The 26,695-nt window shown below is 73.0% G+C and carries 25 protein-coding genes and 1 pseudogene; 13 read left to right on the top strand and 13 right to left on the bottom strand.

The features are described 5' to 3' along the window. Nucleotides 1–72: 72 nt before the first annotated feature. Both AB0K34_RS36925 and AB0K34_RS36920 read left to right on the top strand, forming a co-directional pair. Nucleotides 73–540: a hypothetical protein gene (locus AB0K34_RS36925; protein WP_364553408.1), complete on the top strand. Its 468-nt coding sequence runs from the start codon at nt 73–75 to the stop codon at nt 538–540. A 111-nt stretch (nt 541–651) separates the two neighbouring features. Next, entirely contained in the window at nt 652–1,437 is a 786-nt protein-coding gene (locus AB0K34_RS36920; protein WP_138641415.1) for an alpha/beta hydrolase, read from the top strand. A gap of 42 nt (nt 1,438–1,479) precedes the next feature. Here the strand turns inward: AB0K34_RS36920 and AB0K34_RS36915 are convergent, their stop codons facing one another. Continuing rightward, entirely contained in the window at nt 1,480–2,103 is a 624-nt protein-coding gene (locus tag AB0K34_RS36915) for a YigZ family protein (protein WP_138641414.1), read from the bottom strand. Between the two features lie 53 nt (nt 2,104–2,156). Here AB0K34_RS36915 and AB0K34_RS36910 point away from each other — a divergent pair, with 53 nt between their 5' ends. Further along, nucleotides 2,157–2,564, top strand: a complete 408-nt coding sequence (locus AB0K34_RS36910) for an ester cyclase (protein ID WP_364553407.1) — start codon at nt 2,157–2,159, stop codon at nt 2,562–2,564. A 41-nt stretch (nt 2,565–2,605) separates the two neighbouring features. Here AB0K34_RS36910 and AB0K34_RS36905 read toward each other — a convergent pair whose 3' ends face one another. Beyond that, nucleotides 2,606–3,385 carry an HAD-IIA family hydrolase gene (locus AB0K34_RS36905; protein WP_138641412.1) on the bottom strand — a complete coding sequence of 260 codons (780 nt, stop codon included), beginning with the start codon at nt 3,383–3,385 and terminating at the stop codon, nt 2,606–2,608. Nucleotides 3,386–3,561: 176 nt separating this feature from the next. Here AB0K34_RS36905 and AB0K34_RS36900 point away from each other — a divergent pair, with 176 nt between their 5' ends. From AB0K34_RS36900 to AB0K34_RS36890, 3 genes are all read left to right on the top strand, one after another. Continuing rightward, nucleotides 3,562–5,388, top strand: coding sequence for a class I adenylate-forming enzyme family protein (locus AB0K34_RS36900; RefSeq protein ID WP_364553405.1), 1,827 nt, complete (start codon nt 3,562–3,564; stop codon nt 5,386–5,388). A gap of 12 nt (nt 5,389–5,400) precedes the next feature. After that, nucleotides 5,401–5,703, top strand: coding sequence for a RidA family protein (locus AB0K34_RS36895; protein WP_138641411.1), 303 nt, complete (start codon nt 5,401–5,403; stop codon nt 5,701–5,703). Between the two features lie 173 nt (nt 5,704–5,876). After that, a complete protein-coding gene (locus AB0K34_RS36890; protein WP_240808530.1) occupies nt 5,877–6,485 on the top strand; it encodes a recombinase family protein in 609 nt (202 codons plus the stop codon). A 190-nt stretch (nt 6,486–6,675) separates the two neighbouring features. Here the strand turns inward: AB0K34_RS36890 and AB0K34_RS36885 are convergent, their stop codons facing one another. The 4 genes from AB0K34_RS36885 to AB0K34_RS36870 form a co-directional block, all read right to left on the bottom strand. Then, nucleotides 6,676–7,926 (bottom strand): cytochrome P450, encoded by a 1,251-nt coding sequence (locus AB0K34_RS36885; protein WP_301175875.1) that lies wholly within the window; start codon nt 7,924–7,926, stop codon nt 6,676–6,678. Then, nucleotides 7,923–8,321 (bottom strand): hypothetical protein, encoded by a 399-nt coding sequence (locus AB0K34_RS36880; protein ID WP_171069428.1) that lies wholly within the window; start codon nt 8,319–8,321, stop codon nt 7,923–7,925. The genes AB0K34_RS36885 and AB0K34_RS36880 overlap by 4 nt, the downstream gene beginning before the upstream one ends. A gap of 316 nt (nt 8,322–8,637) precedes the next feature. After that, nucleotides 8,638–9,123 carry a DUF6114 domain-containing protein gene (locus AB0K34_RS36875; protein WP_138641307.1) on the bottom strand — a complete coding sequence of 162 codons (486 nt, stop codon included), beginning with the start codon at nt 9,121–9,123 and terminating at the stop codon, nt 8,638–8,640. Beyond that, the gene (locus AB0K34_RS36870) at nt 9,114–9,785 is read right to left on the bottom strand and encodes a DUF6230 family protein (protein WP_138641308.1); all 672 of its coding nucleotides are present in this window, start codon (nt 9,783–9,785) and stop codon (nt 9,114–9,116) included. Before AB0K34_RS36870 ends, AB0K34_RS36875 begins: the two co-directional genes overlap by 10 nt. A gap of 122 nt (nt 9,786–9,907) precedes the next feature. Here AB0K34_RS36870 and AB0K34_RS36865 point away from each other — a divergent pair, with 122 nt between their 5' ends. After that, the gene (locus AB0K34_RS36865) at nt 9,908–10,504 is read left to right on the top strand and encodes a TetR family transcriptional regulator (RefSeq protein WP_138641309.1); all 597 of its coding nucleotides are present in this window, start codon (nt 9,908–9,910) and stop codon (nt 10,502–10,504) included. A 160-nt stretch (nt 10,505–10,664) separates the two neighbouring features. Here the strand turns inward: AB0K34_RS36865 and AB0K34_RS36860 are convergent, their stop codons facing one another. Then, the gene (locus AB0K34_RS36860; protein WP_138641310.1) at nt 10,665–13,688 is read right to left on the bottom strand and encodes a Tn3 family transposase; all 3,024 of its coding nucleotides are present in this window, start codon (nt 13,686–13,688) and stop codon (nt 10,665–10,667) included. A gap of 552 nt (nt 13,689–14,240) precedes the next feature. Between AB0K34_RS36860 and AB0K34_RS36855 the strand changes: the two genes are divergently transcribed. The 3 genes from AB0K34_RS36855 to AB0K34_RS36845 all read left to right on the top strand — a co-directional run bounded on the left by AB0K34_RS36855 (nt 14,241) and on the right by AB0K34_RS36845 (nt 16,632). Then, the gene (locus AB0K34_RS36855; protein ID WP_301175877.1) at nt 14,241–15,527 is read left to right on the top strand and encodes a GAF domain-containing SpoIIE family protein phosphatase; all 1,287 of its coding nucleotides are present in this window, start codon (nt 14,241–14,243) and stop codon (nt 15,525–15,527) included. A 191-nt stretch (nt 15,528–15,718) separates the two neighbouring features. Next, nucleotides 15,719–16,174, top strand: coding sequence for a pyridoxamine 5'-phosphate oxidase family protein (locus AB0K34_RS36850; protein WP_171069411.1), 456 nt, complete (start codon nt 15,719–15,721; stop codon nt 16,172–16,174). A gap of 239 nt (nt 16,175–16,413) precedes the next feature. Then, nucleotides 16,414–16,632, top strand: a complete 219-nt coding sequence (locus AB0K34_RS36845; RefSeq protein WP_171069410.1) for a histidine kinase dimerization/phosphoacceptor domain-containing protein — start codon at nt 16,414–16,416, stop codon at nt 16,630–16,632. Nucleotides 16,633–16,687: 55 nt separating this feature from the next. On the opposite strand, the gene AB0K34_RS36840 is transcribed toward AB0K34_RS36845, so the two are convergent. Continuing rightward, a complete protein-coding gene (locus AB0K34_RS36840; protein WP_301175878.1) occupies nt 16,688–17,101 on the bottom strand; it encodes a hypothetical protein in 414 nt (137 codons plus the stop codon). Nucleotides 17,102–17,729: 628 nt separating this feature from the next. On the opposite strand from AB0K34_RS36840, the gene AB0K34_RS36835 reads away from it, so the two are divergent. Then, nucleotides 17,730–17,939, top strand: coding sequence for a sigma factor-like helix-turn-helix DNA-binding protein (locus tag AB0K34_RS36835; protein WP_240807865.1), 210 nt, complete (start codon nt 17,730–17,732; stop codon nt 17,937–17,939). A 209-nt stretch (nt 17,940–18,148) separates the two neighbouring features. Here AB0K34_RS36835 and AB0K34_RS36830 read toward each other — a convergent pair whose 3' ends face one another. Then, nucleotides 18,149–21,313, bottom strand: coding sequence for a Tn3 family transposase (locus tag AB0K34_RS36830; RefSeq protein WP_138637869.1), 3,165 nt, complete (start codon nt 21,311–21,313; stop codon nt 18,149–18,151). Nucleotides 21,314–21,446: 133 nt separating this feature from the next. On the opposite strand from AB0K34_RS36830, the gene AB0K34_RS36825 reads away from it, so the two are divergent. Then, nucleotides 21,447–21,593, top strand: a complete 147-nt coding sequence (locus AB0K34_RS36825) for a RidA family protein (protein WP_301175879.1) — start codon at nt 21,447–21,449, stop codon at nt 21,591–21,593. Between the two features lie 89 nt (nt 21,594–21,682). On the opposite strand, the gene AB0K34_RS36820 is transcribed toward AB0K34_RS36825, so the two are convergent. From AB0K34_RS36820 to AB0K34_RS36810, 3 genes are all read right to left on the bottom strand, one after another. After that, the gene (locus AB0K34_RS36820) at nt 21,683–22,258 is read right to left on the bottom strand and encodes a TerD family protein (RefSeq protein ID WP_138637870.1); all 576 of its coding nucleotides are present in this window, start codon (nt 22,256–22,258) and stop codon (nt 21,683–21,685) included. A 154-nt stretch (nt 22,259–22,412) separates the two neighbouring features. Continuing rightward, entirely contained in the window at nt 22,413–24,257 is a 1,845-nt protein-coding gene (locus AB0K34_RS36815; protein ID WP_364553399.1) for an acyl-CoA dehydrogenase, read from the bottom strand. Beyond that, nucleotides 24,257–25,273 carry an acyltransferase domain-containing protein gene (locus AB0K34_RS36810; protein ID WP_364553397.1) on the bottom strand — a complete coding sequence of 339 codons (1,017 nt, stop codon included), beginning with the start codon at nt 25,271–25,273 and terminating at the stop codon, nt 24,257–24,259. The genes AB0K34_RS36815 and AB0K34_RS36810 overlap by 1 nt, the downstream gene beginning before the upstream one ends. Before the next feature lie 149 nt (nt 25,274–25,422). On the opposite strand from AB0K34_RS36810, the gene AB0K34_RS36805 reads away from it, so the two are divergent. After that, nucleotides 25,423–26,433 (top strand): ketoacyl-ACP synthase III, encoded by a 1,011-nt coding sequence (locus tag AB0K34_RS36805; protein ID WP_364553395.1) that lies wholly within the window; start codon nt 25,423–25,425, stop codon nt 26,431–26,433. Between the two features lie 7 nt (nt 26,434–26,440). On the opposite strand, the pseudogene AB0K34_RS36800 reads toward AB0K34_RS36805, so the two are convergent. After that, nucleotides 26,441–26,695: pseudogene (locus AB0K34_RS36800) on the bottom strand (hypothetical protein); the annotation flags it as partial.

Raw genomic sequence — 26,695 nt, 5'->3', positions numbered from 1 at the left:
ACCGACCACGTAGTCGCGTCCCACCCTTACCAGCTCGTCGATCCGGTCGGCTGACACCGTGCATTCCCCCAGGTGAGGTCTGGCCTGGCCCGGGGCGCCGAGATCGCCGAGGGCGTCGCGCTGCTGGAGGAGGCGCTGGCGCCCGCGCCCGGCCGTCCCCCGCCCGGCCCCTACCTGGTCCAGGCCGCGATCGCCGCCTGCCACGCCACCGCACCCGACGCCGCCGCGACCGACTGGCCGCAGATCGCCGTGCTGTACGAGCGGCTGGAGCGGCTGGTGCCGTCCCCGGTGGTGCGGCTGAACCGGGCCGTGGCGGTCGGCATGGCGGACGGGCCCGCCGCCGGGCTCGCGCTCGCCGACGACCTGGACCGCGCCGGGCACCTGGACGGCTACCACCTGCTGCACGCCGCGCGCGGCGACCTGCTGGGGCGCCTGGGCCGGCGCGCCGAGGCCGCCGCGGCGTTCCGCCGCGCCCTGGACCTGGCCGCCAACGACGCCGAGCGCCGCCACCTGGCCCGCCGCCTGGACGAACTCACCTGACCCCGGGTCCGCCGGAAGAAAACCGGCGCCGGAGTGTCCGCCGGGGGCCCGGCCGTTCGTCGGTGGGGCGAGACCGGCCGTCGAGGCCGCCGACCTGGGAAGGACACCCTCATGGAAACCGTGCACTCCAAGGACGGGACGCCCATCGCCTGCGACCGGACCGGGAGCGGCCCCGCCGTCGTCCTGGTCGGCGGGGCGCTCAACGACCGCCGCTCCGGCGCCGACCTGGCCGCGCTGCTGGCGGGCGGGCACACCGTCCTCACCTACGACCGCAGGGGCCGCGGCGACAGCGGCGACACCCCGCCCTACGCCGTCGACCGCGAGATCGACGACCTGGCCGCCGTGCTGGACGCCGCCGGGGGCTCCGCCGCCGTCTACGGGATGTCCTCGGGCGCGGTGCTGGCGCTGCGTGCCGCCGCCCGCGGCCTGCCCGTCACCCGGCTCGCGCTGTTCGAGCCGCCGTTCCACTCCGGCCACGACGACCGCCTCACCCGCTCCCGCGCCTACAACACCGAGCTGACCGGGCTGCTGGCCGGCGGCCGCCGCGGCGACGCGCTCGCGCTGTTCATGGGCAGCGTCGGGATCCCGGAGCAGATGGTGGCGCAGCTGCGGGAGGCGCCGATGTGGCCCGCGCTGGAGGCGCTGGCGCCGACGCTGGCCTACGACTCGGCGGTCATGGACGACGCCGGCGGCGGCGCGATGCCCACCGGCCTCATCGGCCGGGTCACCGTGCCCGCGCTGGTGGTGGCGGGCGGCGACAGCCCCGCCTGGATGCGCGACACCGCCCGCCGCGTCGCCGAGCTGCTGCCCGCCGGGACCCACCGCGTCCTGGAGGGCCAGACCCACGACGTCGCCGCCGACGCGCTCGCGCCCGTCTTGGCCGAGTTCCTCGGCTGACCTGCCCCGCCCGGCCCGGCGAGCCCGGCCTGCGGGTCGGGGTCAGGTGACGGGGACCTCGATGTGGCCGGGCGCGCCGCGCCGCAGCGACGCGCGCCCGGCCGTGGCCGCCGCGGCCCACGCCTCGAACTCCGCCAGGTCCGCGGCGGGCACCGCCACGTCGGCCTCCACCGCCGTCCCGTAGCGGACGTCGGCGGGCTGGTGCCCGGCGGCGTGCAGGTCGCCGAGGAACCGGCCCGCCAGCGCGTGCTCGACCCCGACGGTGACCGTCACCACCGGGCGCAGCTCCACCACCCCGACGGCGTCGACGGCGCCGGCGACCGCCTGCGCGTAGGCGCGGACCAGGCCGCCCGCGCCGAGCTTCACCCCGCCGAAGTAGCGGGTGACGACCGCGGCGGTGCCGGTCAGGCCGCGCCGCACCAGCACCTCCAGCATCGGCACGCCCGCCGTCCCGGCCGGTTCGCCGTCGTCGCTGCTCTTGGTGATCTCGCCGTGCTCGCCGACGACGTAGGCGGTGCAGTTGTGGGTGGCGTCGCGGTGCGCGCGGCGGTGCGCGGCGATGAACGCGACGGCCTCGCCCTCGTCGGCGACGCGGGCGAGCGTGCAGACGAACCGGGACCTGCGGATCTCCAGCTCGCGGGACCCGCCCTGTCTGATCATGCGCATGGCGCTCCCGAATGTATGTTCGCCGGGCCGCGCACGGGGGAAGGGTGCCCGCCATGGACCCGTTGGACGCGCTGTACCGGCGCTGGCTGTTCGAGGTGTGGGAGGGCGACTACGCCGTGGCCGAGGAGATCCTCGCCCCCGGATTCACCGGGCACTGGCCGAACCTGGAGGTGCGCGGGCCCGCCGAGGCGGCCGAGCAGGTCCGCCGCTCCCACGCGAGCTTCTCCGGCGTCCGCACCGCGCTGGAGGCCGGCCCGGTCGTCGGCGGCGGCATGGTCGCCGCCGCCTGGAGCTTCCACGGCTCCTACCAGGGCGGGATCCCGGGCGCGACCGCCGCGCCCGGCACGCGGGTGTCGTTCCGCGGGCAGGACATCTTCCGCGCCGAGGACGGCCGCTTCGCCGAGTACTGGGTCGTCTCGGACGCGCTCGGCCTGATGACCGCGCTCGGCGCCCTCGGCTGACACCCCGCCCCGGCACCGGGGCCAGGGCAGGGGCGGCGGGGTCAGACCAGGTCGACGAGGTCGGCGATGGAGGGGACGACCCGGCTCGGCCGGAACGGGAACCGGGCGATCTCCTCCTCGCGGGTCACGCCGGTCAGCACCAGGATCGTCTCCAGCCCGGCCTCGATGCCGGCGACGACGTCGGTGTCCATCCGGTCGCCGATCATCGCGGTGCACTCGCTGTGCCCGCCGACCACGTTCAGCGCGGTCCGCATCATCAGCGGGTTGGGCTTGCCGACGAAGTACGGCTCCACCCCCGTCGCCCGGGTGATCATCGCGGCGACCGCGCCGCAGGCCGGCAGCGACCCCTCCGGGGACGGGCCGATCGGGTCGGGGTTGGTGGCCACGAACCGGGCGCCGCCCTCGATCAGCCGGATCGCGCGGGTGATCTGGGAGAAGCTGTAGGTGCGGGTCTCGCCGAGGACCACGTAGTCGGGGTCGATGTCGGTGAGGACGAAGTCGGCCTCGTGCAGCGCCGTGGTCAGCCCCGCCTCCCCGATCACGTACGCGGTGCCCTCGGGGCGCTGGTCGGCCAGGAACCGCGCGGTCGCCAGCGCCGAGGTCCAGATCGACTCGGCCGGGACCTGCAGGCCGGCCGCCGCCAGCCGGGCCGACAGGTCCCGGCGGGTGTAGATCGAGTTGTTGGTGAGGACGAGGAACGGGGTGCCGGACGCCGACAGCCGGCGGATGAACTCCTCGGCGCCGGGCACGGGGCGGCCCTCGTGGACCAGGACCCCGTCCATGTCCGACAGCCAGTACTCGATCGGCCTGCGTTCGGTCATGTCCCCATTGTCGCAGGTGGGGATCTTCGCTCGCGCCGCCGCGCCCGGGACGCCGCCGCGGCCGGGGCGTTGACCTGCACGTGATGTGGATCATAGATTCTCGGCACGGCGCACCGAACCGTGTTCGGCGGTCGGGCCGCGCGGCGGGCGCGCCGTCACCCCGCAGGAGGCGCGACGTGCAGGACCGTGAACGACAGGACCGGGACGGGCAGGGGAACGGCCGGGACGGTGCCGCCGGCGCCGCCGGTGCCGGGAGGCTGCCGGGGATCGCCGAGGTCAGGGCGGCGATGACCGCGCCCGGGCAGCCGTTCGAGATGGACGAGGTGGACATCCGCGGCGTCCCGACGCGGGTGTGGCGCAACGCGCCCGGCACCCTGCGCGACGTCCTGGAGATCTCCCGCGCGCACGGCGACGCCGACTTCCTGGTCTACGGCGGCGACCGGCTCACCTTCGCCGCCCACTACGCGCGCGCCGCCGCGTTCGCGCGGGTCCTCATCGGCCGGTACGGGGTCGCCAAGGGCGACCGGGTCGCGATCGCGATGCGCAACTACCCCGAGTGGTCGGTGGCGTTCTTCGGCGCCGCCGCCGCGGGCGCGGTGGTGGTGCCGCTGAACGCCTGGTGGAGCGCCGACGAGCTGGAGTACGGCCTGGCCGACAGCGGCGCCGAGGTCCTCATCGCCGACGCCGAGCGCGCCGAGCGGCTCGCCGGGGCCCTGCCGGGCCTGGGGGTGGCGTGCCTGGTCGCGCGGCCGGACGGCGCCCTGCCGGCCGGTGCCGAGGCGTTCGACGACGTGCTCGGCGACCCCGGCGACCCGGCCGCGGCGTCCCTGCCCGAGGTGGCGATCGAACCCGACGACGACGCCACCATCTTCTACACCTCCGGCACCACCGGGCGGTCCAAGGGCGCGCTCGGCACGCACCGCAACATCACCACCAACCCCGTCAGCCTCGCCTACGGGATCATGTCGGCCGGGGTCCGCGCCGGCCGCACGGTGGAAGAGCTGGCCGTGCCGCAGCGGCGGGTGACGCTGCTGAGCGTCCCGTTCTTCCACGCCACCGGCTGCCATTCGGTGCTGGTCAGCAGCGCGCTGCAGGGCGGCACGGTCGTGCTGATGTACAAGTGGGACGTCCGGCGGGCGCTGGAGCTGATCGAGCGGGAGCGGGTCACCGGGTTCGGCGGCGTCCCCACGATGGCGTGGCAGGTGCTGACCTCCCCCGACTTCGGCGACTACGACACCTCCAGCCTCACCGGCGTCAGCTACGGCGGCGCGCCGGCCGCGCCCGCCCTGGTCGACAAGATCAAGGAGCGGCTGCCCGAGCGGGTGCCCGGCAACGGCTACGGGCTGACCGAGACCTCCTCGGTCACCACCTACAACGGCGGCGTGAACTACCTGGAGCGGCCCGAGAGCGTCGGCCCGCCCGTCGCGGTCTGCGACGTCAAGGTGGTCGGCCCCGCCGGGGACGAGCTGCCCGCCGGCGAGGTCGGCGAGCTGCTGATCAAGGGCCCGAACGTCATCAAGGGGTACTGGAACAAGCCGGAGGCGACCGCGGCCGCGTTCGAGGACGGCTGGTTCCGCAGCGGCGACCTGGCCCGCCTGGACGAGGACGGGTTCGTCTACATCGTCGACCGGGCCAAGGACATGCTGATCCGCGGCGGCGAGAACATCTACTGCGCCGAGGTGGAGGCGGTCCTGTACGAGCATCCGGCGGTCGCCGACTGCGCGGTGATCGGCGTCCCGCACGAGGTGCTGGGCGAGGAGGTCGGCGCGGTGATCGTGCCGCGGCCGGGCGCGGCGGTCGACGAGGCGGAGATCCGGGCGTTCACCGGCGGGCGGATCGCGGCGTTCAAGGTGCCGGTGCACGTGTGGTTCCGGGACGAGCCGCTGCCCCGCAACCCCGGCGGGAAGATCCTCAAGCGGCGGCTGCGGGAGGAGCTGCTGGCCTGCCCCTCCCCGGGCTCTGCCGATTCGCCCGGTCCGGGCCCGGCGGGCGGGCGCCGCTAGGGTGATCTTGTGATGAGCGACGATGACCCGCGGTCCGGCATCCGGCAGGTCGACGCGCCGGGCCTGGCGCCCGGCCCCGGCTACAGCCACGCCGTCTCGGCCGACCTGCCGGGGCGGCTGGTGGCGGTGAGCGGGCAGATCGCCCTGGACGCCGCCGGGAACCTGGTCGGGCCCGGCGACCTGGAGGCCCAGACGCGGCAGGTGTTCGCCAACCTGGAGGCCGCGCTGGCCGCCGCCGGCGCCCGCTGGGAGCACGTGGTGCGGCTCGGCTACTTCCTGCGCGACGCCGGCGGCGTCGGCGTGGTCCGGGGTTGAGGAACCTGCGGACAGCCGTTAGCGCTGAGAATGATCTTTGGGGTGAGTGTTCCGTTAGGGGATCCCTCACCGGAACACCGGCCAGCCGGGGCGGTGCCCCAGGTCGAGGTGTTCCGTAAGAGTGTTCCGCGAACTGTCCCGGTGACGGGGCCCTATCCGGAACACTTGAGCGCGTGAACGCCGCGAACGCTACGGCTCCCGGCACGATCCGGGTCGGGTACGCCCGCTGTTCCACCGACGAGCAGGACGTCGTCGTCCAGACCGAGCAGCTGCTCGCGCTCGGTGTCCCGGCCGATCGGATCTACATCGATCGGGGCTTCTCCGGGACGACCCGCCGCAACCGCGGAGGTCTGGACCAGGCCCTCGCCGCGGTGTGGCCGGCCAGCGTGTTCACCGTGACCAAGTTCGACCGGTTCGCCCGCAACATGGCCGAGGCCAACCAGATCCTCACCGACCTGTCCGACCGCGGCGTGCTGTTCGGGCTGGGCGGGTCGGTCTACGACTGGAGGGACCCGTTCGGCCGGCTGTTCCTGCAGACCCTGGCGATGGTCGCCGAGTTCGAGGCGAACCTGGGCCACCTGCGCACCCGCGAGGGCATGGCGCTGGCCAAAAAGAACGGCAAGCTCAAAGGCAAGCAGCCCAAACTGCCCGAGTCCGCGCGGCGGTCGATCCGCCGCCGCTACGCCGAGGGCGAGGTGTCACTGGCCGACCTGGCGACCGAGTACAGCGTCGGCCGCTCCACCATCCACCGCGTCATCCACGGGCAGGGAACCCCCGGGTAGAACACGGTTCACACCCGCACTCCGCTCCGCCCTCACTGTTGATGCCGGCCGCTGATGCCGGAGACGGCGGGCCGGGCCGGTCGTGGGTGGCCGGCCTTGGCGCGGATGGTGAGCAGGTTGCTGGATTTTGGGCGGGCAGCGCAGGGGCTGGCCGCGCCGTTGCGCGGGGTTGCGGAGGGCGCGGCCCGGGTCACGGGTGGAGGGTGAGGGGGAGGTGGGCCAGGCCGCGCAGGGCGATGCCGGGGCGTCGTTGGGGTTGCGTCGGCCGGGTGATGGCGGCGTATGCGGGGCTGAGGAGGTGTTCCAGGACGATCTGGGTTTCCAGGCGGGCCAGGTGTGCGCCGAGGCAGAAGTGGATGCCGGAGGCGAAGGACAGGTGGGCGGGTTCGGGGCGGGTGACGTCGAGGGTGTCGGGTTGTTCGACGAGGTCGGGGTCGTGGTTGGCCGCTCCGAGGAGCATCACGATGACCTGCCCGGCTTTGAGGTGGGTGCCGGCGAAGTCGGTGTCGTGCAGGACGGTGCGGGCGTCGACCTGGACGGGTGAGTCGTAGCGCAGGAACTCCTCGACCGCTGTGGGGATGAGGGCGGGGTCGGCGCGCAGGGCGGCTTGCTGGTCGGGGTGGTCCAGGAGGGCGTGCAGGGTGTTGCTGAGCAGGTTGGTGGTGGTCTCGAACCCGGCGCCGAACAGCAGCAGCGACGTGGAGATCATCTCCTGTTGCGACAGGCGTGCCTGCTCGGGTGCGGTGGCCATCCGCGACAGCAGGTCCTCGTGCGGGTCGGCTCGTTTGGCGGCGAGGAGATCGGTGAAGTAGGCGACGAGGTCGGCTTCGGCCGCCGCGGCGGCGGTGATGGCCTCGGGGTCGGCGGCGGGTTCCAGGAGCGCGACCATCTGGCGGACTTTCGGGGTGAACACCATCCGGTCGGCTTCGGGGACGCCGAGCAGGTCGGCGATCACGTTGACCGGCAGCGGCAGGGCGAGGGTGTCGACGAAGTCGCCGCCGGACCGGCGGGCGAGTTGGCCGAGGTGTTTGCGGGTGCGGTCTTCGATGGAGGCCCGCAGGTCCTGGATGTGCCGGGTGGTGAACACCGAGCCGACCGAGCGGCGCAGCCGGGTGTGCTCGGGCGGGTTGGCGAACAGCATGCTGTGCCCGAGCCGCCCTTGGGCCTGGCGCTGTTGTTCGCCGGCGCCGCCGGGGAGTCCGAAGCCCGCCAGTTCGTTGCCCTTGCCGAACGAGCGGTGCCGCAGCGCCGCGTCGCACTCGGCGAACCGGGTCAGGACCAGGGTGCCGTCACCGGTGAGCAGTACCGGCGCGGTCTCGCGCAGCCGCCGGTAGGCCGGGTAGGGGTCGTCGCGGGGGGTCAGGAAGATCTCGAAGAACAGCTGCTCGGCGGCCGGATCGCTGGTCGCCGTGCCCAGGGCCGTGCCGTTCGGGGATGTCATGAGGGGGTCCCGTCGTCGAATTGGCCGATGGCCTCCCAGACGCAGTCTTCCGCTGGGCTGGTCGCGGTGAGCCGTGCCCAGCTCTGTCCGGCCTCCACGGAGGCCAGCCGCGCCACCAGCAGGTAGGGCGGGCCCGCGGCCGGACACTGCGTCCAGGTCAGCCAGATGCCCCGCAGCCGCAGCGGCGCTTCGATCAGCGACCCCAGGTGCGTCAGCGTCACCGCGCACACGCTCATCACCGCGCTGGGCTGCGGTTGGTCGGCCGGGCCGCCGGGCAGCACGGCCAGCGCCCAGACCTCGCCGCCGACCGCCCTCCATGCCAGTGATCGGGGTGCGTGGGGTGGATCCGATGGGGGAAGCGGTTCGCGCCAGACCAGACTCTGTATCCCATCCATACCCCCACCATTTGACACTCAAGCCCTCTATGTCAATGAAGAGAACACGATTGTTCTGACTGTCAACCAGTCCATTGCCCGGGGTTTGCGGACACCGGGGTTGTTGCGGTCATCGGTGTGAGCACCCCGGCAAGCCGTGCAGGCGCGCGGCTGGATGCCGGGCACCCCCTCCGGCCACAAGGGGTACCGGTCAGAACCGCGTCACGGGCGTGTTCGCCCCCGGGTTCGGTCTGCCCCCGGGTTCGGTCTGCGGGGGCCTGGCGGGCTGTGTGGTGTGAACCTGGTCCCGGCGGGCGCCTCCGCCGGGACCAGGGGCCTATGGGGTGCGGGGGTGGTGCGGCTGCGGGGTGGAAAGTTCACCGGAGGGCGGCTCGGTGTCTCCGGTGGAAGGCCGAGTGGCGTCTTCGGTGGCGTCTTCGGTGGCGGGGGTCCAGGCGAAGGCGAGGGAGCCGCCGGTGAGGGCGAGGAGCATGCCGATCAGGAAGCCGCCGAAGTTGGTGTAGAGGAAGGAGGCCAGGGCGGCCAGGAGGACGATGACGCTGAGCAGGGTGTGGTGGCGGGGCTGGTACCACAGCAGCAGGCCGGTGAGGGTGATGATGCCGCCGAGCAGGAACCCGGCCAGGCCCGCGGTGCCGGGCAGCGACAGCACGGTGTACAGGTCGGCGGGCAGCAGCAGGATGGCCGCGCCGCCGGTGGTGGTGAGCAGGCCGCCCCAGAAGGGCCGGCTGCGGCGCCAGGACCGCCAGCGCCGCCAGTGGTTGCGCAGGCGGCCGGTGAGCGGGGTCGCGGCGTTCAGAAGCATTCTTTGACGTCGCCTCCCATGGTCATGTCGATCCCGGCGAGTTTGAGTCCGCTGGCGGTGACCCAGCGGACCTGGCCGTGGATGCGCAGTTTGAGGTCGGTGCCGGTGATGGGCAGGGTGCCGGGCGGGCCGGTCTGGACGGGGATGTCGCCCAGGCCCTTGACGGGAGTGGTGCCGCCGCGGCCCAGGGCGATCCCGCCCCCGACGACCTCGACGTCATCGATGGACTCCAGGGCCAACTGGAGTTCATCGAGCTGGAGCCGCTGCCCGGGTTGAGTGGTGATGCGCAGCACCCGCGAGCCCAGCGGGCTGGAGACCTTGCCGGAGGCGCAGATGCCCTCGGCCCAGGTGTCGCGCAGCGCCAGGGCGACCACGGTGCGCCGGTCGCCGTCGCGGGTCTGGAAGAACCGGGGGAAGGACCCGCCGGCGTTGGTGGACAGCCGCTGGATGGTCAGTTTGATGTTGGTCTTGCCCTTCAACCCGGCCGAGACCGGTAGCGCGCCGCGCAGCACCCCGACGACCATCACCGCGACCACACCCAGGACCGGAACCAGGACCGCGGCGAACCTCCTCCACCGGGTCCGCCCCGCAACGGTGGGGAGACTGGGCGGGGTGTCCAGCGGAGCGTGGCGGCGCCGCCACAGCCGGTCGATGAATCTCACCCCGCCACCTTTGACAATCAGTCGCGACTTGTCAATGCCACGCACATCATTGGTTGGAATGTCCTCGGCGGGGGTCGAGGGGTGTCCGGCCACTGGACACCCGGCTTGTTACTGTCGGCGGCGTGAACACTCACGTCCCGGCCGACTTCCAGACCCGCGTGCGCCACCAACTCCGCAGCGACGCCCTGGACGCCGCGTTCGCCCTGATGACCGACCAGGGCTGGTCGGCGGTCACCATGACCGCGGTCGCCGCGGCCGTCGGCGTCAGCCGCCAAACCCTCTACAAAGAGTTCTCCTCCAAGGACCAGATCGGCCAAGCCCTGCTCATCCGCGAAGCCGAACGCTTCATCGACGGCGTCGCCGCACACGTCGCCGCGCACGACGACGTCGCTTCCGCGATCGAGGCCGCCGTCCGCTACACCCTCGACCAGGGCGCCACCAACCCGCTGCTACGCACGATCCTGTCCGGCGACCGCGGCGGCGACACCCTGCTGCCCCTGGTCACCACCGACTCCCAGCCCCTCATCGCACTGGCCGGCCAGGTCCTCAGCCAGCACATCACCGCCCGCGCCCCCGGCCTGGACGACGAAGACATCGCCGCGACCGCCGACGCACTGGTCCGCCTCACCGTCAGCCACCTCCTGCAACCCCTGGACGACACCGGCACCACCGTCACCCGGCTCACCCGCCTGGCCACCCGAGGCCTCGGCCTCCCCTAAAACCCCGATCCCCGACGAGGGAGCGGACGGCGTCATCTCCGGCGGCGTTCAGGTCGCCGACGAGATCGGTGGCCCGTTCCGCCAGGTCGAGCACGGGATTCTGATTGGATCGGCCAAGGGGCGCAATCACTCGATTCCGCCCCCGCGGGTGGTCTCGGCGCTACTGGGCGGCGCCTGCTTGCGCGGTCTGCGCCCGGCCGCCGAGCGGCAGGCGCTTGGCCACGTCCAGCCGTACCTCGCCGTAGGGCTGGACGTGCTGCCAGAACAGCGGAGTCAGCCCGCGCCGGTCGGCGGGCTTGAGCAGTTTGGACCATTGGGGGTCGGCGAGGACGTCTTGCAGCATCAGGGTGTTGATGTAGACGAGCGCGGCCTGCAGGATGCGCAGGCACAGGACGGTCATCTCCAGTTCCTCGCGCCGGTTGGTGGCGATGTCGCCGCCCTTGCCGTAGAGGATGACCGAGTTGGCGCCGTTGGAGGACTCCACCACGTTGAGACCTTCCTGGATCTCCCGCTGGAGTTCGCGCAGGCGCAGGTAGCGGGCGATGAAGATGGTCTTCTGCGCGCGGCCGACCTCCAGCATGGCCTGGTAGACCGGGTGGGAGGCGGCCTCGGTGAACCGGCGCAGGATCGCCTCGGTGGAGGCGGTGCCCTGTTTGATCGCAGTCGCGTACTTGATCATCTGGTCGTAGTTCTGCTCGATCACCTCCCAGCGGACCGGCCGGGTCATCGCCGGTGCCAGCCGCGGGTACAGGTCGCTTTCGCCGCTCTCGACGCGGTAGAGCTTGACCTTGTTGATCTGCTTGATGCGCGGCAGCAGGTCGAAGCCCAGCAGCCGGGTCACGCCGAACCCGATCTCGGTCTGGCCGTGCGAGTCGACGTAGTTGCCCTCGACCTTCATGGCGGTGCCGTGCCGGACCGCGCCCTCGATCATCGCGTGGACCTCCGAGGCCGAAGCGCGCAGGGTCTGGGAGTGCACGACCATCGACCCGCGCTCGATGTGCCAGTAGATGAGGATGCCGCGGCCCCCGTAGCGGGAGTGCCACTCGGTGAAGATGTTCTGGTCGTAGGCGCGCACGTGCGTGGAGTCGGAGGCGACGGTGGTGGTCGCCTCGCCCCACAGCGCGGTGTCGCGGGCGGTGAAGGTCGCGTTCGCGATGGCGATCGCGATGTCGGCGGCGACCTGCGGGGTCAGGTAGCGGCGCCGCACGTAGCGGATGTCGTCCTCGCTGTGGGCGTGGCCGCCGGCGGCGACCGCCCGGATCCCGGTGTTGGTGCCGTACCCGAAGATCGCCAGCATCAGGCGCTCGGCCAGGACCTCGGGCCCCAGGGTGGAGTTGCCCGCCACCGAGGTGACGGCGTTCAGGCAGCCGGTGCGCAGCACCGCCTCCTTGAGCATGTCGATCAGCGGGACCGCGCCCCAGCGGCGGCTCACCTCGTTCTTGATCTTGCGTAAGTTCCGCGGCTCCTCCGCCGGGCCGATCTTCGTCAGCTTGATCGCGCCGGACTTGCGGCCGGAGATCTCCACCCAGTCCAGCTTGGGCAGCGCGGTGTCCAAGGCCTCCAACTCGGCGCGCATCTCGGCCTTCAGTTCGGCGATGAACTCCTTGGGGTCCAGCGGCTTGCGCAGCTCGGCGTAGTTGGCGGCGCGGCGGGCGGCGAAGTCGGCGGGCAGGTCCTCCTCCGGGTCGCGGAAGGAGTCCGCGCCGACCACCCAGATCTCTTTGCAGCGCAGTGCCTCGCGCAGTGCCTGGAAGGTGACGATCTCGTACACCATCCGCACCACCCGCCGACGGCCGCGCTTGTCGCTCTTGAACACCAGGTCCTCCCAGGCGCCGGCGGTGCCGCGATGCTCAGGCACCCGCTCGCCGCGCGGGTAGTAGGTGGTGTTGCCCGCCTTGGCGTAGCGGCGGACCAACTCCAGCGCCTCGATCACCGGCTGGTAGGCGGTGTTGTTGCTCTTGAACTCCAAGGTGTCCAGCAACGCGATCAACCCGCGCCGGTAGTGGTTGGTGTAGGAGGCGCGCAGCGTGGTCTGCACCGTGGTGCGGTACGCCGGGCCCTTGGTCTTGAACTCGTGCACCAGGTCCTTCAGCGTCTGCTCGCCGCCGGTCACGGCCGGGAAGATGACCGCGCGGACCGGATCGTCGGGACGACCGAGCGCGGCGTCGGCGACCCTGAACAGGATGTTCTCCTTCCCGGTCACCCGTTTGAAAGCGTTGATCAGCTCCTTGGTCACCTTGCTGTCGGCCCGCGCCTTGATCCGATGCACGGTCGCGATCAGCAACTCCACCAACGTGTCGGTGACCTCCCGCTCCCGCTCGCAGACCAGCGCCGCCAACAACAGCACCGTCAGCTCACGCGGGTGCGTGCGCATGTGAGAGGGAGCCTCCACCGCCGCCCGAGCCCGCCAGGCCGCCAGCACCTTGGGCGCCACATCGGCGAACAACCCCAGCGGCAACCCGATCGAACGCACCGCCTCCAGCTTGCGGATCTCGGTCATCATCGACTCCAGGCTCACGTTGCCCGGAGCCGACTTGATCAGCGCCAGCAGCCCAGAAACGCCGTCGTCCTCCTCCGCCGTCGCCTCGGCCGCCTCATCCTCGCTGTCCTCGTCGTCGACGCCATCGTCGATGCCGGCCAGGGCGCAGATGCGCCCGGTGGTCTCCGCACTCAGCCGAGAAGCGATCCGCACCGACCAGGTGACCTCCGCGTTGTGCAAGGCCGAGGCCACGATCCGAGAGATCCGCCCCGAGGTCGGCGGTTCGATCCGCTCCTCACGCAGATACTTGAGCAGCTCCTCACGAACCCGCTCGGGCCGGCGCTCGGCGTGGGCGACATTCTCGGCCAGCCACACCGTGACCTTCTCCGCGTCCACGGTCGTGCAGACGCGAAAGTCCAGGTGGGTACGGATCTGACCACGGTGATACTCGATCGTGGAACCAGACCACTCGTAGAAGCCGAACTCCGAGGCGGGCACCTGGACCTGCTTAGCCACATGCTCGACAGCCTCGTCGGCCAACTCCGAACGTCCTCGCGGGAAGCGCCCGTGCTGCGTATAGAACTTCAGCAAGACCGCGAATCCGAGGCGCGTGGCGCCACGCTTCCCGGCGATCAGCTCACGCTCCTCGTCCAGAACCGTCCAGTGCTCGACAAGCTCGTCGATGTGCATCGGGGGGTGCGCCATAGCCGCCCAGCATCGACCAGCCAAATCACAACAAGATCAACGCCGTTTGGGGCTCATGACGCGTTTCTTACCGACACCCCTACTTTGGGGCTGGGGTCAGCTTCGGGAGTAGGACGCCGAATCGTGCGAGCGACACCGCGAACCGCCCCAGGCTGGCGAGGGCCGAAACCCTCTCCCAGAAGCGGTGAGAACGACGATGCTTCACCGGATCATCACCCCTTTCTCTCTCCCGTCCCCTGTAGACGGGCGCCCTGACGACAGGGCTCCGGGAGATCCGGAGGGGTGCTCCACCAGTCGGCCCTCCACTCGGGTCCGCGCGACCAGATGAAAGGTAGCTCTGCGTAACATCTCTGGCGAAACCCCTCCGGTGGCGTGTTTGCGGTGGTGGGGGGCCGGCGGGTGGGGGTGTGGGGCGCTGTCTGGGGTAGGCCTTGGTGATCGTTGTTTCCGTTGGTGTCGTGATCGGGGGGTGAGGGCGTGGCTGGGCGGTCGGTTTCGGGTGGGCCCGGGCCGGGTCGGGGTGGGGAAGGGCCGCCGGGGCGGGATGGGCGGTTGCCGGATCTGGGCGGCGACGACTTGGACGAGATTCAGGCCGGGCTGCAGCGGCTGGCGGCCGAGCACGGCCGGTTGCAGGAGTTGTTGAACGCGGTGCTGGCGATCAGCGGCCATCTGGAGCTGGAGGAGGTGCTGCACACCATCGTCGAGGCGGCGCGGGAGCTGGTGCGGGCCCAGTACGCCGCGGTGGGGGTGTTGGACGACCAGGGCCAGTTCACAGAGTTGATCACTTCGGGGTTCGGGGTCGACCAGTTCGCCGAACGGGTGGGCGAGTTGCCGCACGGGACGGGGCTGCTGGGAGATCTGGTACGCGATCCGCGGCCGCTGCGGGTGGAGGATCTGCCCTCCCATCCCCGCGCTGCGGGGTTCCCTGCCGGACATCCGGTGATGACCACGCTGCTGGGCGTGCCGATCCGGGTCCGCGACACCGTCTACGGCAACCTGTACCTGGCTGACAAGGCTGACGGGCCGTTCACCGACCGGGATGAGGAGGTGGTGTCCGCATTGGCCAGCGCGGCCGGAGTGAGCATCGAGAACGCCCGGCTGTACGCGCGGCTGCGCGCGGCCACTGAGGACTTCCAGCGGCGGCTGCTGCCGCAGATGCCTCAGCTGCACGAGTGGGAGCTGCAGGCCCGGTACCAGCCGTCCAGCCAGGCGCCGAGTGTCGGCGGCGACTGGTACGACGTCATCCACCTGCCCGACAGGGTGCCGTGCGTGATGGTCGGGGACGTGATGGGCCACGACCTGCGGGCGGCCACGGTGATGAGCCAGATCAGCAACATGCTCCGAGTGATCGCCTTCGACCAGCGCGAGCCGCCCAGCCGGATCCTGCAGCGCCTGGACCGGGCGCTGCACGAGTTGCACGGCGGGCCGATGGCCACAGTGATCGTGGTGCGGCTGGAAGGCGACGGTGCAGGGCGGCAGCTGCGGTGGGCCAGCGCCGGGCACCTGCCGCCGCTGCTGGCCGTCCCCGGCGAGCCCGCCCGATACCTGGAGGCCGATGTCGGGCCGCCGCTGGGGGTCGATCCCGACGTCGTCCGCCCCGACCACGAGCATCGGCTGCCCGTCGGCGCGACCGTGCTCCTGCACACCGACGGACTGATCGAGGACCGGGCCCACACGCTGGACGAGGGCATGCGGGGAGCCGCTCGTATCGCCACCGGCCACGCCGACCGGCCCCTGCCGCAGCTGTGCGACGCCCTGCTGGCCCGCTGCCGGCAGGGCGGTGAGCACGACCTCTTCGAAGACGACGTCGCCCTGCTCGCCGCCCGGCTGAAACCCTGAGCGGCAGCTCGTCGAGCCCGGGGCGGAGGGGCCGGTCGGAGCGGGGGGCGGGCATCGACCCTTGCCGGGGCCGTTGGGAGCCCGGCCGCAGGGACCTTCTTCCCTTCAAAGGGCCTGGTGGGAGCTGCGAGCCTGGAGGCATGTGTTCAGGCGACCGGTGGCCAAGAGCACGGCCCGCCACGCGGACGCCCGTGGAGGAAACGGGGTCGTCCCCGGCACCGCTCGGGTGGTGGCGGGCCAGAGAGCTGCTGGCCTCGGCGGGCGTGGGCCGGCTGGTGTTCACCGAGCAGGGGCTGCCCGCGGTGCGGACGGTGCCCTTCACCGTCGAAGGCACGGTGATCCGCATCGAGCTGCCCCCCGGCGCCGGGCTGGCCCGCACGATGCGGCACGCCATCGGCGCGGTGGTCGCGGTGCACGCCGACCGGCTGGACGATCCGGGCGGCGGCTGGGAGGTCACCGCAGTCGGCACCGTCCGGACCGGCGACACCGGCGACCGCATCGGCCCAGCCGGCGCCCATCGGGATGCGCCCCACGGCCGCAGCGGGGACGGGTCGCTGCTCATCGATGTCCGGCACCTGTCCGGCCGCCGGGTTCCCCGCCGGCCGGAGCCGCCCGGCCAGCCGCGGCGTCACCTCAGGGCCGTGTGACCACCCTCCCCGCCGGGCCACCCGGTACAGGTACCGCAAACCGGGCATTGCGGGCGTGGTTGTACCGCCGTCCCGGGGTACACCATGCCGGATGATCCACGCACCTCCCGACAAGAGGGGCTGAAAGGACTATGGCGTACTCGTCACCCGAACCTGGGCGTGCTCGGAGCGAGGACGGCGCGGGGGGCCGGCCCGACCCCGCCGCGGTCCACGCCGCAGCACGGGAGGTGGCCCGGCAGTTGAGCGCTGACCCGCACCGCGTCGCTCACGAACTGGCCGACCAGATCACCCACCGGCTGTTCGCAGTCAGCCTGGAACTGCACGGCGCGCTGGCCCGCATCCACGACCCGCACGCCGCCCAACGCGTCCACACCGCGCTGGCGGGCCTGGACGACACCCTCACCGAACTGCGCCACGTCATCTTCGACCTGCACGCCACCCCCGGCGGGCCAGGGTGAGCGTCCGCCATGAAGCCGACGACGCCGGCTCGCGCCGCGGACCGACCGGCTCCGGTCAGGGCGGGGAGTTCCGCCCGAAGGACCGCAGCATCCGCGCCGCCCGGGACAGCCGGCCGCGACACAGGTCCTGATTGAGGACGATGGCCGTACCGCCGTCCTGGTCCCACCGGTAGCCCAGCAGCGGGCCGGGCATCCGGGCGCGCGCGAACGGGCCGATCCGGCCGCCCGGCGGCTCCGCCGCCTGCAAGTACCGCCACACCTCCCCCGCCGCGTCCCCCCGCACCCCACCGGCGGGGCCGGCAGCGACCGGGTCGGCGGCGATGAGGATCAGCGCCGACCGGCCGGGCACCGGAACCCGCAGGCACTGCCATCCGCCCACCCAGCCGAACGCCCGCTCCAACTCAGGCGGCGGGTTCCCCGCCCCGAGCGCCGCCAACTGGCCGCGCAACCAGGCGTTCTCCCGGGCCAACCGTTCACTTTCCGCCCTCAACCCATCCACGACCGACACATCCATGGGAGCCTCCCAGGCGGCGCCCCGGACGCGCCGGCGATCGCCTCCGGCTCAGACAGGACCGGAGCCCCGCTCTTGCCGGGCGCCGATACCCGGGCGGCGCGGGCATATGCCGCCCCGCCCCCAATATCCACACAATGGCCGATCCGCAAGAGCGGGGACGAGCCCGCGCCGACTCGGAGGGGGCACATGAAAGACATCCGGGCCCCGCGTCCAGATGTGACTGGACTTCCTGGGTGAGTGAGGAGCAGCGGGCGTACCCCGATCCGGATGTCGGCCGACGGCCGGTCGTCGGTAACCGGTGCCGGCGGCGGAGTGCCGGGCCGCCACGGGGTTGCGGGCGCACGGTCGGCCGGGGCCGCCACCCGCAGCAGCCTCGCCAGCCGGGGAACCTTGGTGAACCGGCCGGTGTGGCAGGACGCGTTCGGGGTTGTCCACAGGGGCTCCGGTCCCGGCGGTTCCGGGGGGCGCCGGGACCGGTGACGCCGCGATCGCGGGCCATGCGGGCGGCGGTCGAAGGCCGCTACAGCCCGCAGGGCTGGGTACTTCACGACCGCGGCCGGCGCCTAGGGCGGCGGAGGGTGAGGTGTCGACCGACCAGGCCATCGCGCTGATCGCGGCGCTGCCTGGTGACCAGGCCGAAGCGCTGCTGCTCCGGGTGGTGCTCGGGCTGGACGCGACCGCGGCCGCGCGGGTCATGGGCACCAGCGCAGCGGCTGTGCACACCGCATCGGTGCGGGCGCTGAGCAACCTTGCTCAGGTTCTTCGGCACTGCGCGGGTCTCCCGCAGAACTAGAGGGGTTGCGCGAAGGAGGGACCTGCCGGGAACTCCACGCGCCCCGGCCCCGCTACCGCCCATGGCCGGCCGGCTGCTGCCCCAGGGCCTCCTGGGTGCTCGCGGAGCATGCGCAAAACGGTGACGGGCGAGTATCTGGCCCGGGCCGCCGAAGCCGCGGACCACGACTGAGGGCCGCCCGTGGCCTGGGCTGCCCGGCCCTACGGGCCCTACGGCCCGACCCCGGCGGCCGGGTCGCCGGGGTCGGGGGCCGCGGGGATGTCGCCGAGTTCGCGCAGGCCCTCGGCGGGCGCCGAGGGCGCGATGGAGTAGCGGCCCAGGCAGTTGAGGTGGGCGTGGCCGAGCGGGCTGAGCCGGGCGGCGTCGGCGTCGTTGACCGGGATCCCCTGGGCGCGCAGCCGGTCGACGGCGGCGGAAAGGTAGCGGGAGTTCCACAGCGCCACGGCGTTGACGACCAGGCCCAGCGCCGCTAGTTGATCTTCTTGGCCTTCTCGGTAGGGCTGGCGGATCTGGCCGCCTCCGGCGTGGCAGATCTTGCGGGCCAGGCGGTGCCGGGATTCCTGGACGGTGAGCTGCTTGTTCAGCGTGCGGCGGTAGCCGTCGTCGATCGGGTCCAGGATGTCCAGCAGGTGCAGGGTCTTGTCGATGCGGCCGTACTCGGCGAACGCCTGCCCGAGCGGGGTGGGGCGGCCGCCCCGGGAGAACATCCGCAGCAGGTCGTAGGCGCGGACCTGGTTGGTGACCAGCGAGCCGGCGACCCGGGTCATGTCCGACCACTGGGTGCAGATCCTGTGCCGGTTGATCTTGTTGCGGGCGATCGCCTCCAGCGGGCCGTATCCGGGGGTGGTGCCATCAGGCAGGTCGGCGCGCCAGAACCGCTGGTCGCCCAGGTCGGCGAAGCGGGGCGCGAATCGGTAGCCGAGCATGGAGAAGATCCCGAACACCATGTCCGAGTCGCTGGCCTGGTCGGTGGTGACCACCTCGGGTTTGGGGCCGGCGTCGATGTTGATGAGGGTGTCCAGGATGAACAGCGAGTCGCGCGGGGTGCCGGGCACGACCATCTGCCCGATGCCCATCACCTGGTCGTTGACGGCGTTCAGCAGCGTGATCCCGCGCTTGTAGCCGAAGTACTTGGGGGAGGGCCCGGCGTTGATGGTCTGCACGGGGACCACGAACCGCAGCCCGTCGACCGAGGCCAGCAGCCCGCCGCCCCACAGCGCCACGATCGGCACCTCGCGCTGCGCCTGGACCAGGACCGCGTTGGCCGCAGCGTGGGTCTCGGCCCGTACATAGTTCTGGTCCACGTGGGAGAGCCGACCGCGGGTCAGCGCCTGGTCCCCTTCCTTGATCACCGGTGTCAGCCCGACGTTGCACGCCTCGGCGATCAGCAGCGCCACCAGCGATCTGGGAAGGTCTTTCATACCGGTGGAGATGTCGGCCAGGTGCACGTAGGCGTCCAGGAACCCGGTCCAGGCGTGCACCTCCAGCAGCAGCTCGGGCAGATCGACCCGCGGCAGCATCGCCTGGCACGCGCCGCGCAGCCACCTCAGCGACGGGCTCTCGCCGAGCGCGCCGAGTTTCTCCACCGACAGCCGGGCGTGCCCGCCGGCGCCCTCTGGTGGGGCGACCACGCGGACCAGGGCGTCATCGCCGGCCTCTTCCAGGCGGGTGGCCATCTGCCGCCAGGCCGCGTCCAGTGCCAGGACCCGGCCGTCCAGATGGTCGCCGACCGGGTCGGTGAGCGACAGCGACGCCAGCACGTCCTCGCTGATCGCCTCCCACTGGCGCCCGTCCAGCAGGTGCGCGCGCGGGTCGGCCCACCGGTTGGACGGCGCCGCGAACACGTCCCGGACCTGCAGCGCACGAAACAGCGCCTCCAGCACGCACACCACGTAGGCGTCGCGGTCGACCGCCCTGACCGGCAGGTCGGGATTGGCGTACACCGGGCGCCTCCACGCCGCGGTCACCAGCGAGGCGTCGATCTCCCCCGGCAGCAGCGGCTTGCGCGACACCTGGCGGCGCGCCAGCTCCGGCAGCCGCCGCACCGCCGCCAGGACCTTGCGGCCGCCCGCCGCCGCGCCCAGGGCCTGCGACTCGCCCAGCAGCTTCAAGAACGGCCGCACGGTGCTGTACTTGTCCACCAGCGCCGCGCGCAGCGCCGCCTCCGCGGCGCCCTCCTCGACCGGGACGAGTTCCTCCACCGACGCAAACGCGGCCATCACCTGCTGCCGGGTGGTGCCGGCCTGATCGGTCACCGCCGCCCACAACGCCGCCACGTCCACCTCGGCGCCGACCTCGGCGGCCAGGTCGAGCTGCTCCACCAGCACCCGCCCCGCCTTCGACAGCAGCCGGGACGCCCGCTCCAGCCTCGGCAGCATCGCCAGCCGCTCGCCCGCCGACTTGCGGCGCGCCGGAGAGATCAACCGGGTGGCCATCAGCAGGGTGAACAGGTCCAGGGCGTCATCGATCGCCTCAGCCTCCAGGCTCCGGGTCACCGCCAGCAGCGTCGCGGTCTTGCGCGGCTCGCCCAGGCGAGCCAGCGCCGGCGCCTTGCTCCCCGCCCCGTACCGGGCGAGCGTCTTCATCCGCCGGACCGGCACCTTGCCCACCTGCACCCGGCCCAACTCCAACCCGGCCAGATCATCGACCCGTCGAAGCGCCCGCACCATCTCGGTCCCCGACTGCCGCTTGGGCGCCTGCCGTAACCGCTCCAGCTCCGAGACCCGCGCCCCGTCGGGGACCTCCAGCAGCCCCGCCAACGCCAGCGGCAACCCTGCTCCCGCCCGCTCGGCCTGGCGGGCCACCACCGCGTACATGCGCTCATCCGCGCGTTCGCGCACCCCACCCACCAGCCGCTCCAGCACCGTCACCCCCGGCAACAGCACCCGATGCCGACGCAGCCACGCCACCGACTGATCGAACAACGCCGTCGGGCCTTCCGCGTGCGTCCACGCACGCCCGTGCAGAAACGCCAGGAACCGCTTCGACACCTGGCGCGCCTCCCAGCTCTCCCGGTCCTCAAAGACGTGGAAGCCGTAGGCGTCCCTGATCATCCACGTGTGCTCATACGCCGTCTGCGCACGCACCGTGTACCTCTTGACCTGGGATGGATCACCGATCTCCAGTTGCTCGGCCAGGTAGTCCACCACCGGCCACGGCACGTCCAGAGGGTCGGCCAGGAACAGCCCCTTGTAGCGAACCGTCGCGATCTGCACGGCAACACCCAGGCGATGCGAATCGGCCCGCGACCGAGCGATCACATCCCGGTCGAACGCGTCCAGGAAGAAGAACTTCTCCAGCTCCGACTGTGTCGGCAGCTCCACGAACGACGTATACGCCGCTCTTTGCTCATCTGACAGAAACTCCGCAGGCATAGCCCCGCAAAGTAGGCCCGGCCCACCAGCGACTAACTCATAGTGACCAATACGTTACGAAGCGAACGTTCCAAGTGGCCAACTCTCAAGATCATTCTCAGCGCTAACGGCTGTCCGTAGGTTCCTCAACCCCGTGGTCCGCGCCGTCCGCGCCGAGTTCGTGCCCGAGGGGGTGGCGCCGGCCGCGTCGCTGGTCGAGGTGTCCCGGCTGGTCCGCGACGACCTGCTGGTGGAGATCGAGGCCCTGGCCGTCGTCCCCGCCGCCCCGCCCGGCGCCTGACCCCCCGGCCGCGGGCCGGGCCCGCGTCAACGCGGAGCGGGGCGCCCCGGAAGGAATCCGGGGCGCCCCGCTCCGTCGGGACCGGACGGTCAGACGTTCACGCCGAAGTCGGAGGCGATGCCCGACAGGCCGGAGGCGTAGCCCTGCCCGACCGCGCGGAACTTCCACTCGGCGCCGTTGCGGTACAGCTCGCCGAACACCATGGCGGTCTCGGTCGAGGCGTCCTCCGACAGGTCGTAGCGCGCGATCTCGCTGTTGTCGGCCTGGTTCACCACGCGGATGAACGCGTTGCGGACCTGCCCGAAGTTCTGCTGGCGGCCGTCGGCGTCGTAGATCGACACCGGGAACACGATCTTGGCGACGTCGGCCGGGACCGTGTTCAGGCTGACCTTGATCTGCTCGTCGTCGCCCTCGCCCTCACCGGTGAGGTTGTCGCCGGTGTGCTCGACCGAGCCGTCGGGGCTCTTGAGGTTGTTGAAGAACACGAAGTGCTGGTCCGACAGCACCTTGTTCTCCGCCGACACGAGCAGGGCGCTGGCGTCCAGGTCGAAGTCGGTCCCGGTGGTGGTCCGCACGTCCCAGCCCAGACCGACCACGACGGCGGTCAGTCCGGGGGCCTCCTTGGTCAGCGAGACGTTGCCGCCCTTGCTCAGACTGACTCCCACTGTTGTCTACCTCCGTATCGGACTGCGGGTGGATGCACCCGCGATCGGTCTGTCTTACGAGAACGGTAGCCATCCCCGCCCGGTTCCCCCGGGTCCTTGGAGAATTAGCGGCGCGGCGTGCCGTTTCGCATGATCCGAGCGTAGGGGACGGGGGTCAGGGGCCGGTGAGGAACGCGGTGGGCGCGGTGACGGGTGCGGGCAGGTCGAACGCGGCGGCCAGGTCCGCGGCCGCGGGCGCCAGCGCGTCGCAGGCGCGGCGGCGCGCCGCCCGCACGTCCTCCAGCGTGCCGGGCGGGGCGGCGCCCTCGTCGAGCAGGTCGGCGGCGCGGCGGTCCACGACGTTCAGGGCGTGCAGGTGCAGCACCCGCGCCAGCTCGGCGGGTCCGGCGGCCGCGGCGGCGGCGCAGATCTCCAGGACGATCCGGTCGGCGCAGGCGGCGGCGGTCCGCGCGGCCAGGGCCAGGTTGCCGTTCCAGGCGGTGAAGGCGTCGCCGCCGCCGCGCAGGGCGGTGTCGACGCGGTCCTGGAGCCGGTCGCGCATGCGCCGTTCGGCCTCGCGGAGCAGGAACAGCGGCGTCCGCGGCGAGTCGAGGCCGCCGCCGTCGGGCGGGGCGCCGCCGGGGTCGGGCGGGGTGTAGCGGTCGAGGGCGGCCATGGCGCGGGCGGTGTCGTAGAGGATCAGCTCGTTGTCGCCGCCGGCGTTCTGGTAGGCGTGGGCGAGGCCGCGGTAGGCGTTGAGGCGCTCGTCGGCGGCGAAGCCGGGCGCGCCGCTGTGCACCCGGCACGCCGACACCGTCTGCTGCGCCTGCGCGGTCGCGGCGGCCTTCAGCAGCGCCAGGTCGCGGTCGACCGCCGACCACGGCGCCCACGCGGTGTCGGGCCCCGCCCCGCCGGGCGCGCCGGCGGGGTCGGCGGGGCGGGGCGCGGTGACGTGCGCGGCGACGGCGGTGAGCGCGTACCCGGCGGCGAGCGCGCCCAGCACCGCCTCCTGCTGGTTGCGGTAGTCGGTGAGGGGGCGGCGGGGCGCGAGCCGGCCGAGGGTGGTGCGGCCGGCCGAGTGCGCGGCCAGCATCCCGGCGGACGCGCGGGTGATCGCGGCGGAGGCGGAGATCACGGCCCGCCACACCGGCGGCGCCACGCCCATGGAGCGGGTGAGGCGCGCCGCGGGGTCGCCGGCGGGGTCGTGGAAGGTGCCGTCGGGGTCGATGCGGGCGCCGTCGCGCAGCCACGCCGCGTAGGGGACGCGGACGCCGTCGAGCAGGACGGCGGCGTAGTCGACCTGCAGCCCGGTCGTCTCGGGGGCGGGGACGATCCGGATGCCGGGCGGGACGGTGCCGTCCGGGCGGCGCAGCGGCACCGCGAACACGAACACGCCGCGTTCGCTGCCGTCGTGGACGAGGGTGGCGTACACGGCGGCGGTCTTGGCGACGGCGGGGTGGGCGGTGTTGGTGGGGAACTTGGCGGCGCGGGTGTCGGGGGTGGTGAGGACGAACCCGCCGGTGGCGGGGTCGTGGCGGGCGGTGGTGCGGGGCGACAGGTGGCTGTTGCTGCGGCCGACCTCGGTCATCAGCAGGGTCCCGGCCGCCTGCATCGACTCCAGCGACTCCCGTGCGCTCACCGCGCCGTCCTCGGCGGCGGTGTCGTCCTGGCCGGCGCCGAACCGGATGATGGGGCCGAGCGCGAGGGTGTAGTGCAGCAGCATCACGTGGAACAGGGCGGGGTCGGCGATCGCGGCGCGGTCCAGCAGCGCGCACAGCGCGGGCGGGTCGGCGAGCAGGTCGGCGGCGGGCGGCGCGGCGAGCCCGGCGCCGCGCAGCCGCGCGTAGGTGAGGGCCTGGTGCTCGCGGGCGGTGAGCCCGCCGGGGTAGGTGAAGAACTCCTCGGGGACGGCGTCGCGCAGCCGGGCCCGGGTCTTGGCGTCGAGTGACGCGCCGCGCACGAACGCGGCCAGCGCGGTGTCCGGTGTGCCGTCCGGTGTTCCGTTGGGTGCGGTGTCCATCAGTGCTCCTCTCCCCCGGCGCCCGGTGCGGCCTTGCCGGTGCGTCCGTGGCGGGGCCGGTCGCGCAGCGGCGCCAGGGTGCGCGCGCCGGGGACGGCCAGCCGCGCGCACTGGCACAGCGCGTCGCCGGGGCCGGCCTCGGTGAACACGGTCGCGCCGGCGGCGTGCACGGCGCGCAGCGCGTCGGGGAGGCGGACGGGTTTGACGATGCAGTCGGCCATGGCGCGGTGCAGGTCGTCGCCGTCGCGGTAGGCGCGGCCCCGGACCGGGGAGTGCACGGGGATCTCCAGGGGCCGCTGGGGCAGGTGGCGGATCATGGCGTACCACTCGTCGTCGGCGCCGGCCATCGCGGGGTGGTGCGACAGGTAGGGGACGGCGAGCCGGACGGCGCGCACGCCGGCGGCGCGGGCGGCGTCGACGACGCGGTCCAGGGGGGCGTCGGGTCCGGACACGATCGTGACCGAGGGGGCGTTGAGGCAGGCGACGACGACCTCGGGGGCGCCGGCGGCGTCGATGCAGGCTCCGGCGCCGTCCTCGCCGGCCTCCAGCAGCGCCATGCCGCCGCCGCGGCCGCGGCGGGCCAGGACGCCGACGGCGGAGACGGCCATCCGGGCGCCGTCGGCGATGGTGAACGCGCCGGCGCACACGAGCGCGGCGATCTCGCCGAAGCTCTGCCCGACGGCGCAGGCGGGGTGGACGCCGTCGGCGCGCAGGGCGCGGTCGACGGCGACGGAGGCGGCGTAGGAGCACAGTTGCGCGACGCCGGGGGTGCGGGACGCGGCGCGGTAGCCGGAGGGGTCCTCCAGCAGGACCGCGCGCAGGGACGGCCATCCGGTGGCGGGCAGGCCCTCCTGGACGGCGTCCAGGACGTCGGCGACGGCGCGGGCGGCGCCGGGCCCGGTGCGGGCGAGGGCGGGCAGGTCGGGGACGCCGGTCGAGCCGGTGCCGGGGAACAGGAAGGCGCAGCTGTCGTCGGGCTTGAGCGCTTCGGCCGGGGGGAAGGCGGTGGACGGCACGCGGGGGTCTCCTTACCTGGAAGGAAGGCTCACTTTCCCATTCGGATAAAGGCCGCTTTACGGATAGGCATGGAACATAAACCGTGAAATGGGATTATTCACTCGTGGGTTGGGCCTGACAACCGTTGTGACGCGAGGGGGAACCGAGCATGTCCTCGAGGCAAGGCCCGGCATGGGCGATTCACGGGACCGGCGCCTACCTTCCCGAGCGGTGCGTGCCCAGCGAGGAGCTGTCGCGCACGCTCGGCCTGGAGCCGTCCTGGATCGAGGACCGCACCGGAATCCGCCGCCGGCACCTGGCCGCGCCCGGGCAGGCCGCCTCCGACCTGGCCGCGGCCGCCGCCGCCCGCGCCCTGGACGCCGCCGGGCTGGACGCCGCCGACATCGGCCTGATCGTCCTCGGCACCTCCACCCCCGACCTGATCGCCCCGTCCACCGCCTGCCGCGTGCAGGCGCTGCTCGGCGCCCGCCGCGCCGCCGCGTTCGACGTCGCCGCCGCCTGCACCGGCTACGTGTTCGGGCTGCAGGCCGCGCTCGGCTGGCTGGCCGCCCAGTCCGGCCCGGCCCGGTACGCGCTGGTCGTCGGCGTCGAGGTGTACTCCCGGTTCCTGGACCCCGCCGACCGCGGCACCGTCGCGGTGTTCGGCGACGGCGCCGCCGCCACGGTGATCGGCCCCGCCGCCGCGCCCTACGGGTTCGGGCCGGTCACGCTCGGGTCCGACGGCTCGGGCGCCGACGACGTGCTCATCCCCGCCGGCGGCAGCCGCACCCCCGCCAGCGCCGACACCCTCGCCTCCCTCGGCCACACCATCCGCATGGACGGCCGCGCCGTCCGCGGCTTCATCACCCGGATCTTCCCCCGGCTGGTCGCCGAGGCCACCGAGGCCGCCGGGATCAAACCCGCCGACCTGGCCCTGGTCGTCCCGCACCAGCCCAACCCGCGGCTGGTGGCGGCGCTGGCCGCCGAGGCCGGCCTGGACGCCGCGCAGCTGGCGATCGTCGGGCAGGACGTCGGCAACATCGGCGCCGCGAGCATCCCCTACGCCCTGGACCAGGCCGTCCGCGCCGGCCGCCTCGCGCCCGGCGACCAGGTGCTGCTCGCCGGGTTCGGCGCGGGCGTGACCTGGGGCCACACCCTCATCACCTGGCCCCCCGACTGACCCCCGGCTACCAGGGGGAGGCCACGAGGGCCTGCACGGCGAGCGCGGTCAGCGCCTGCGCGGCCAGCCACGCCCGGGCGGGCGGCCCGTGCAGGGACGCCGCCGCCGGCAGCCACACCGCGAACGGCACCCAGATCCGCTCCACCTCGCCGCGCGTCACCCCGGAGGCGTCCAGCACCAGCACCCCCGCCAGCGCCGCCGCCGCCAGCGCCGCGACCGCGGCCCGCGCCGGGACGGCACCCGCCCGCGCCGCACCGCGCAG

This window comes from Actinomadura sp. NPDC049382 (assembly GCF_040677125.1).
GTDB classification, from domain to species: domain Bacteria; phylum Actinomycetota; class Actinomycetes; order Streptosporangiales; family Streptosporangiaceae; genus Spirillospora; species Spirillospora geliboluensis.
Note: the sequence above shows the minus strand (reverse complement) of the source record. Positions and strands in the feature narration are given on the sequence as shown.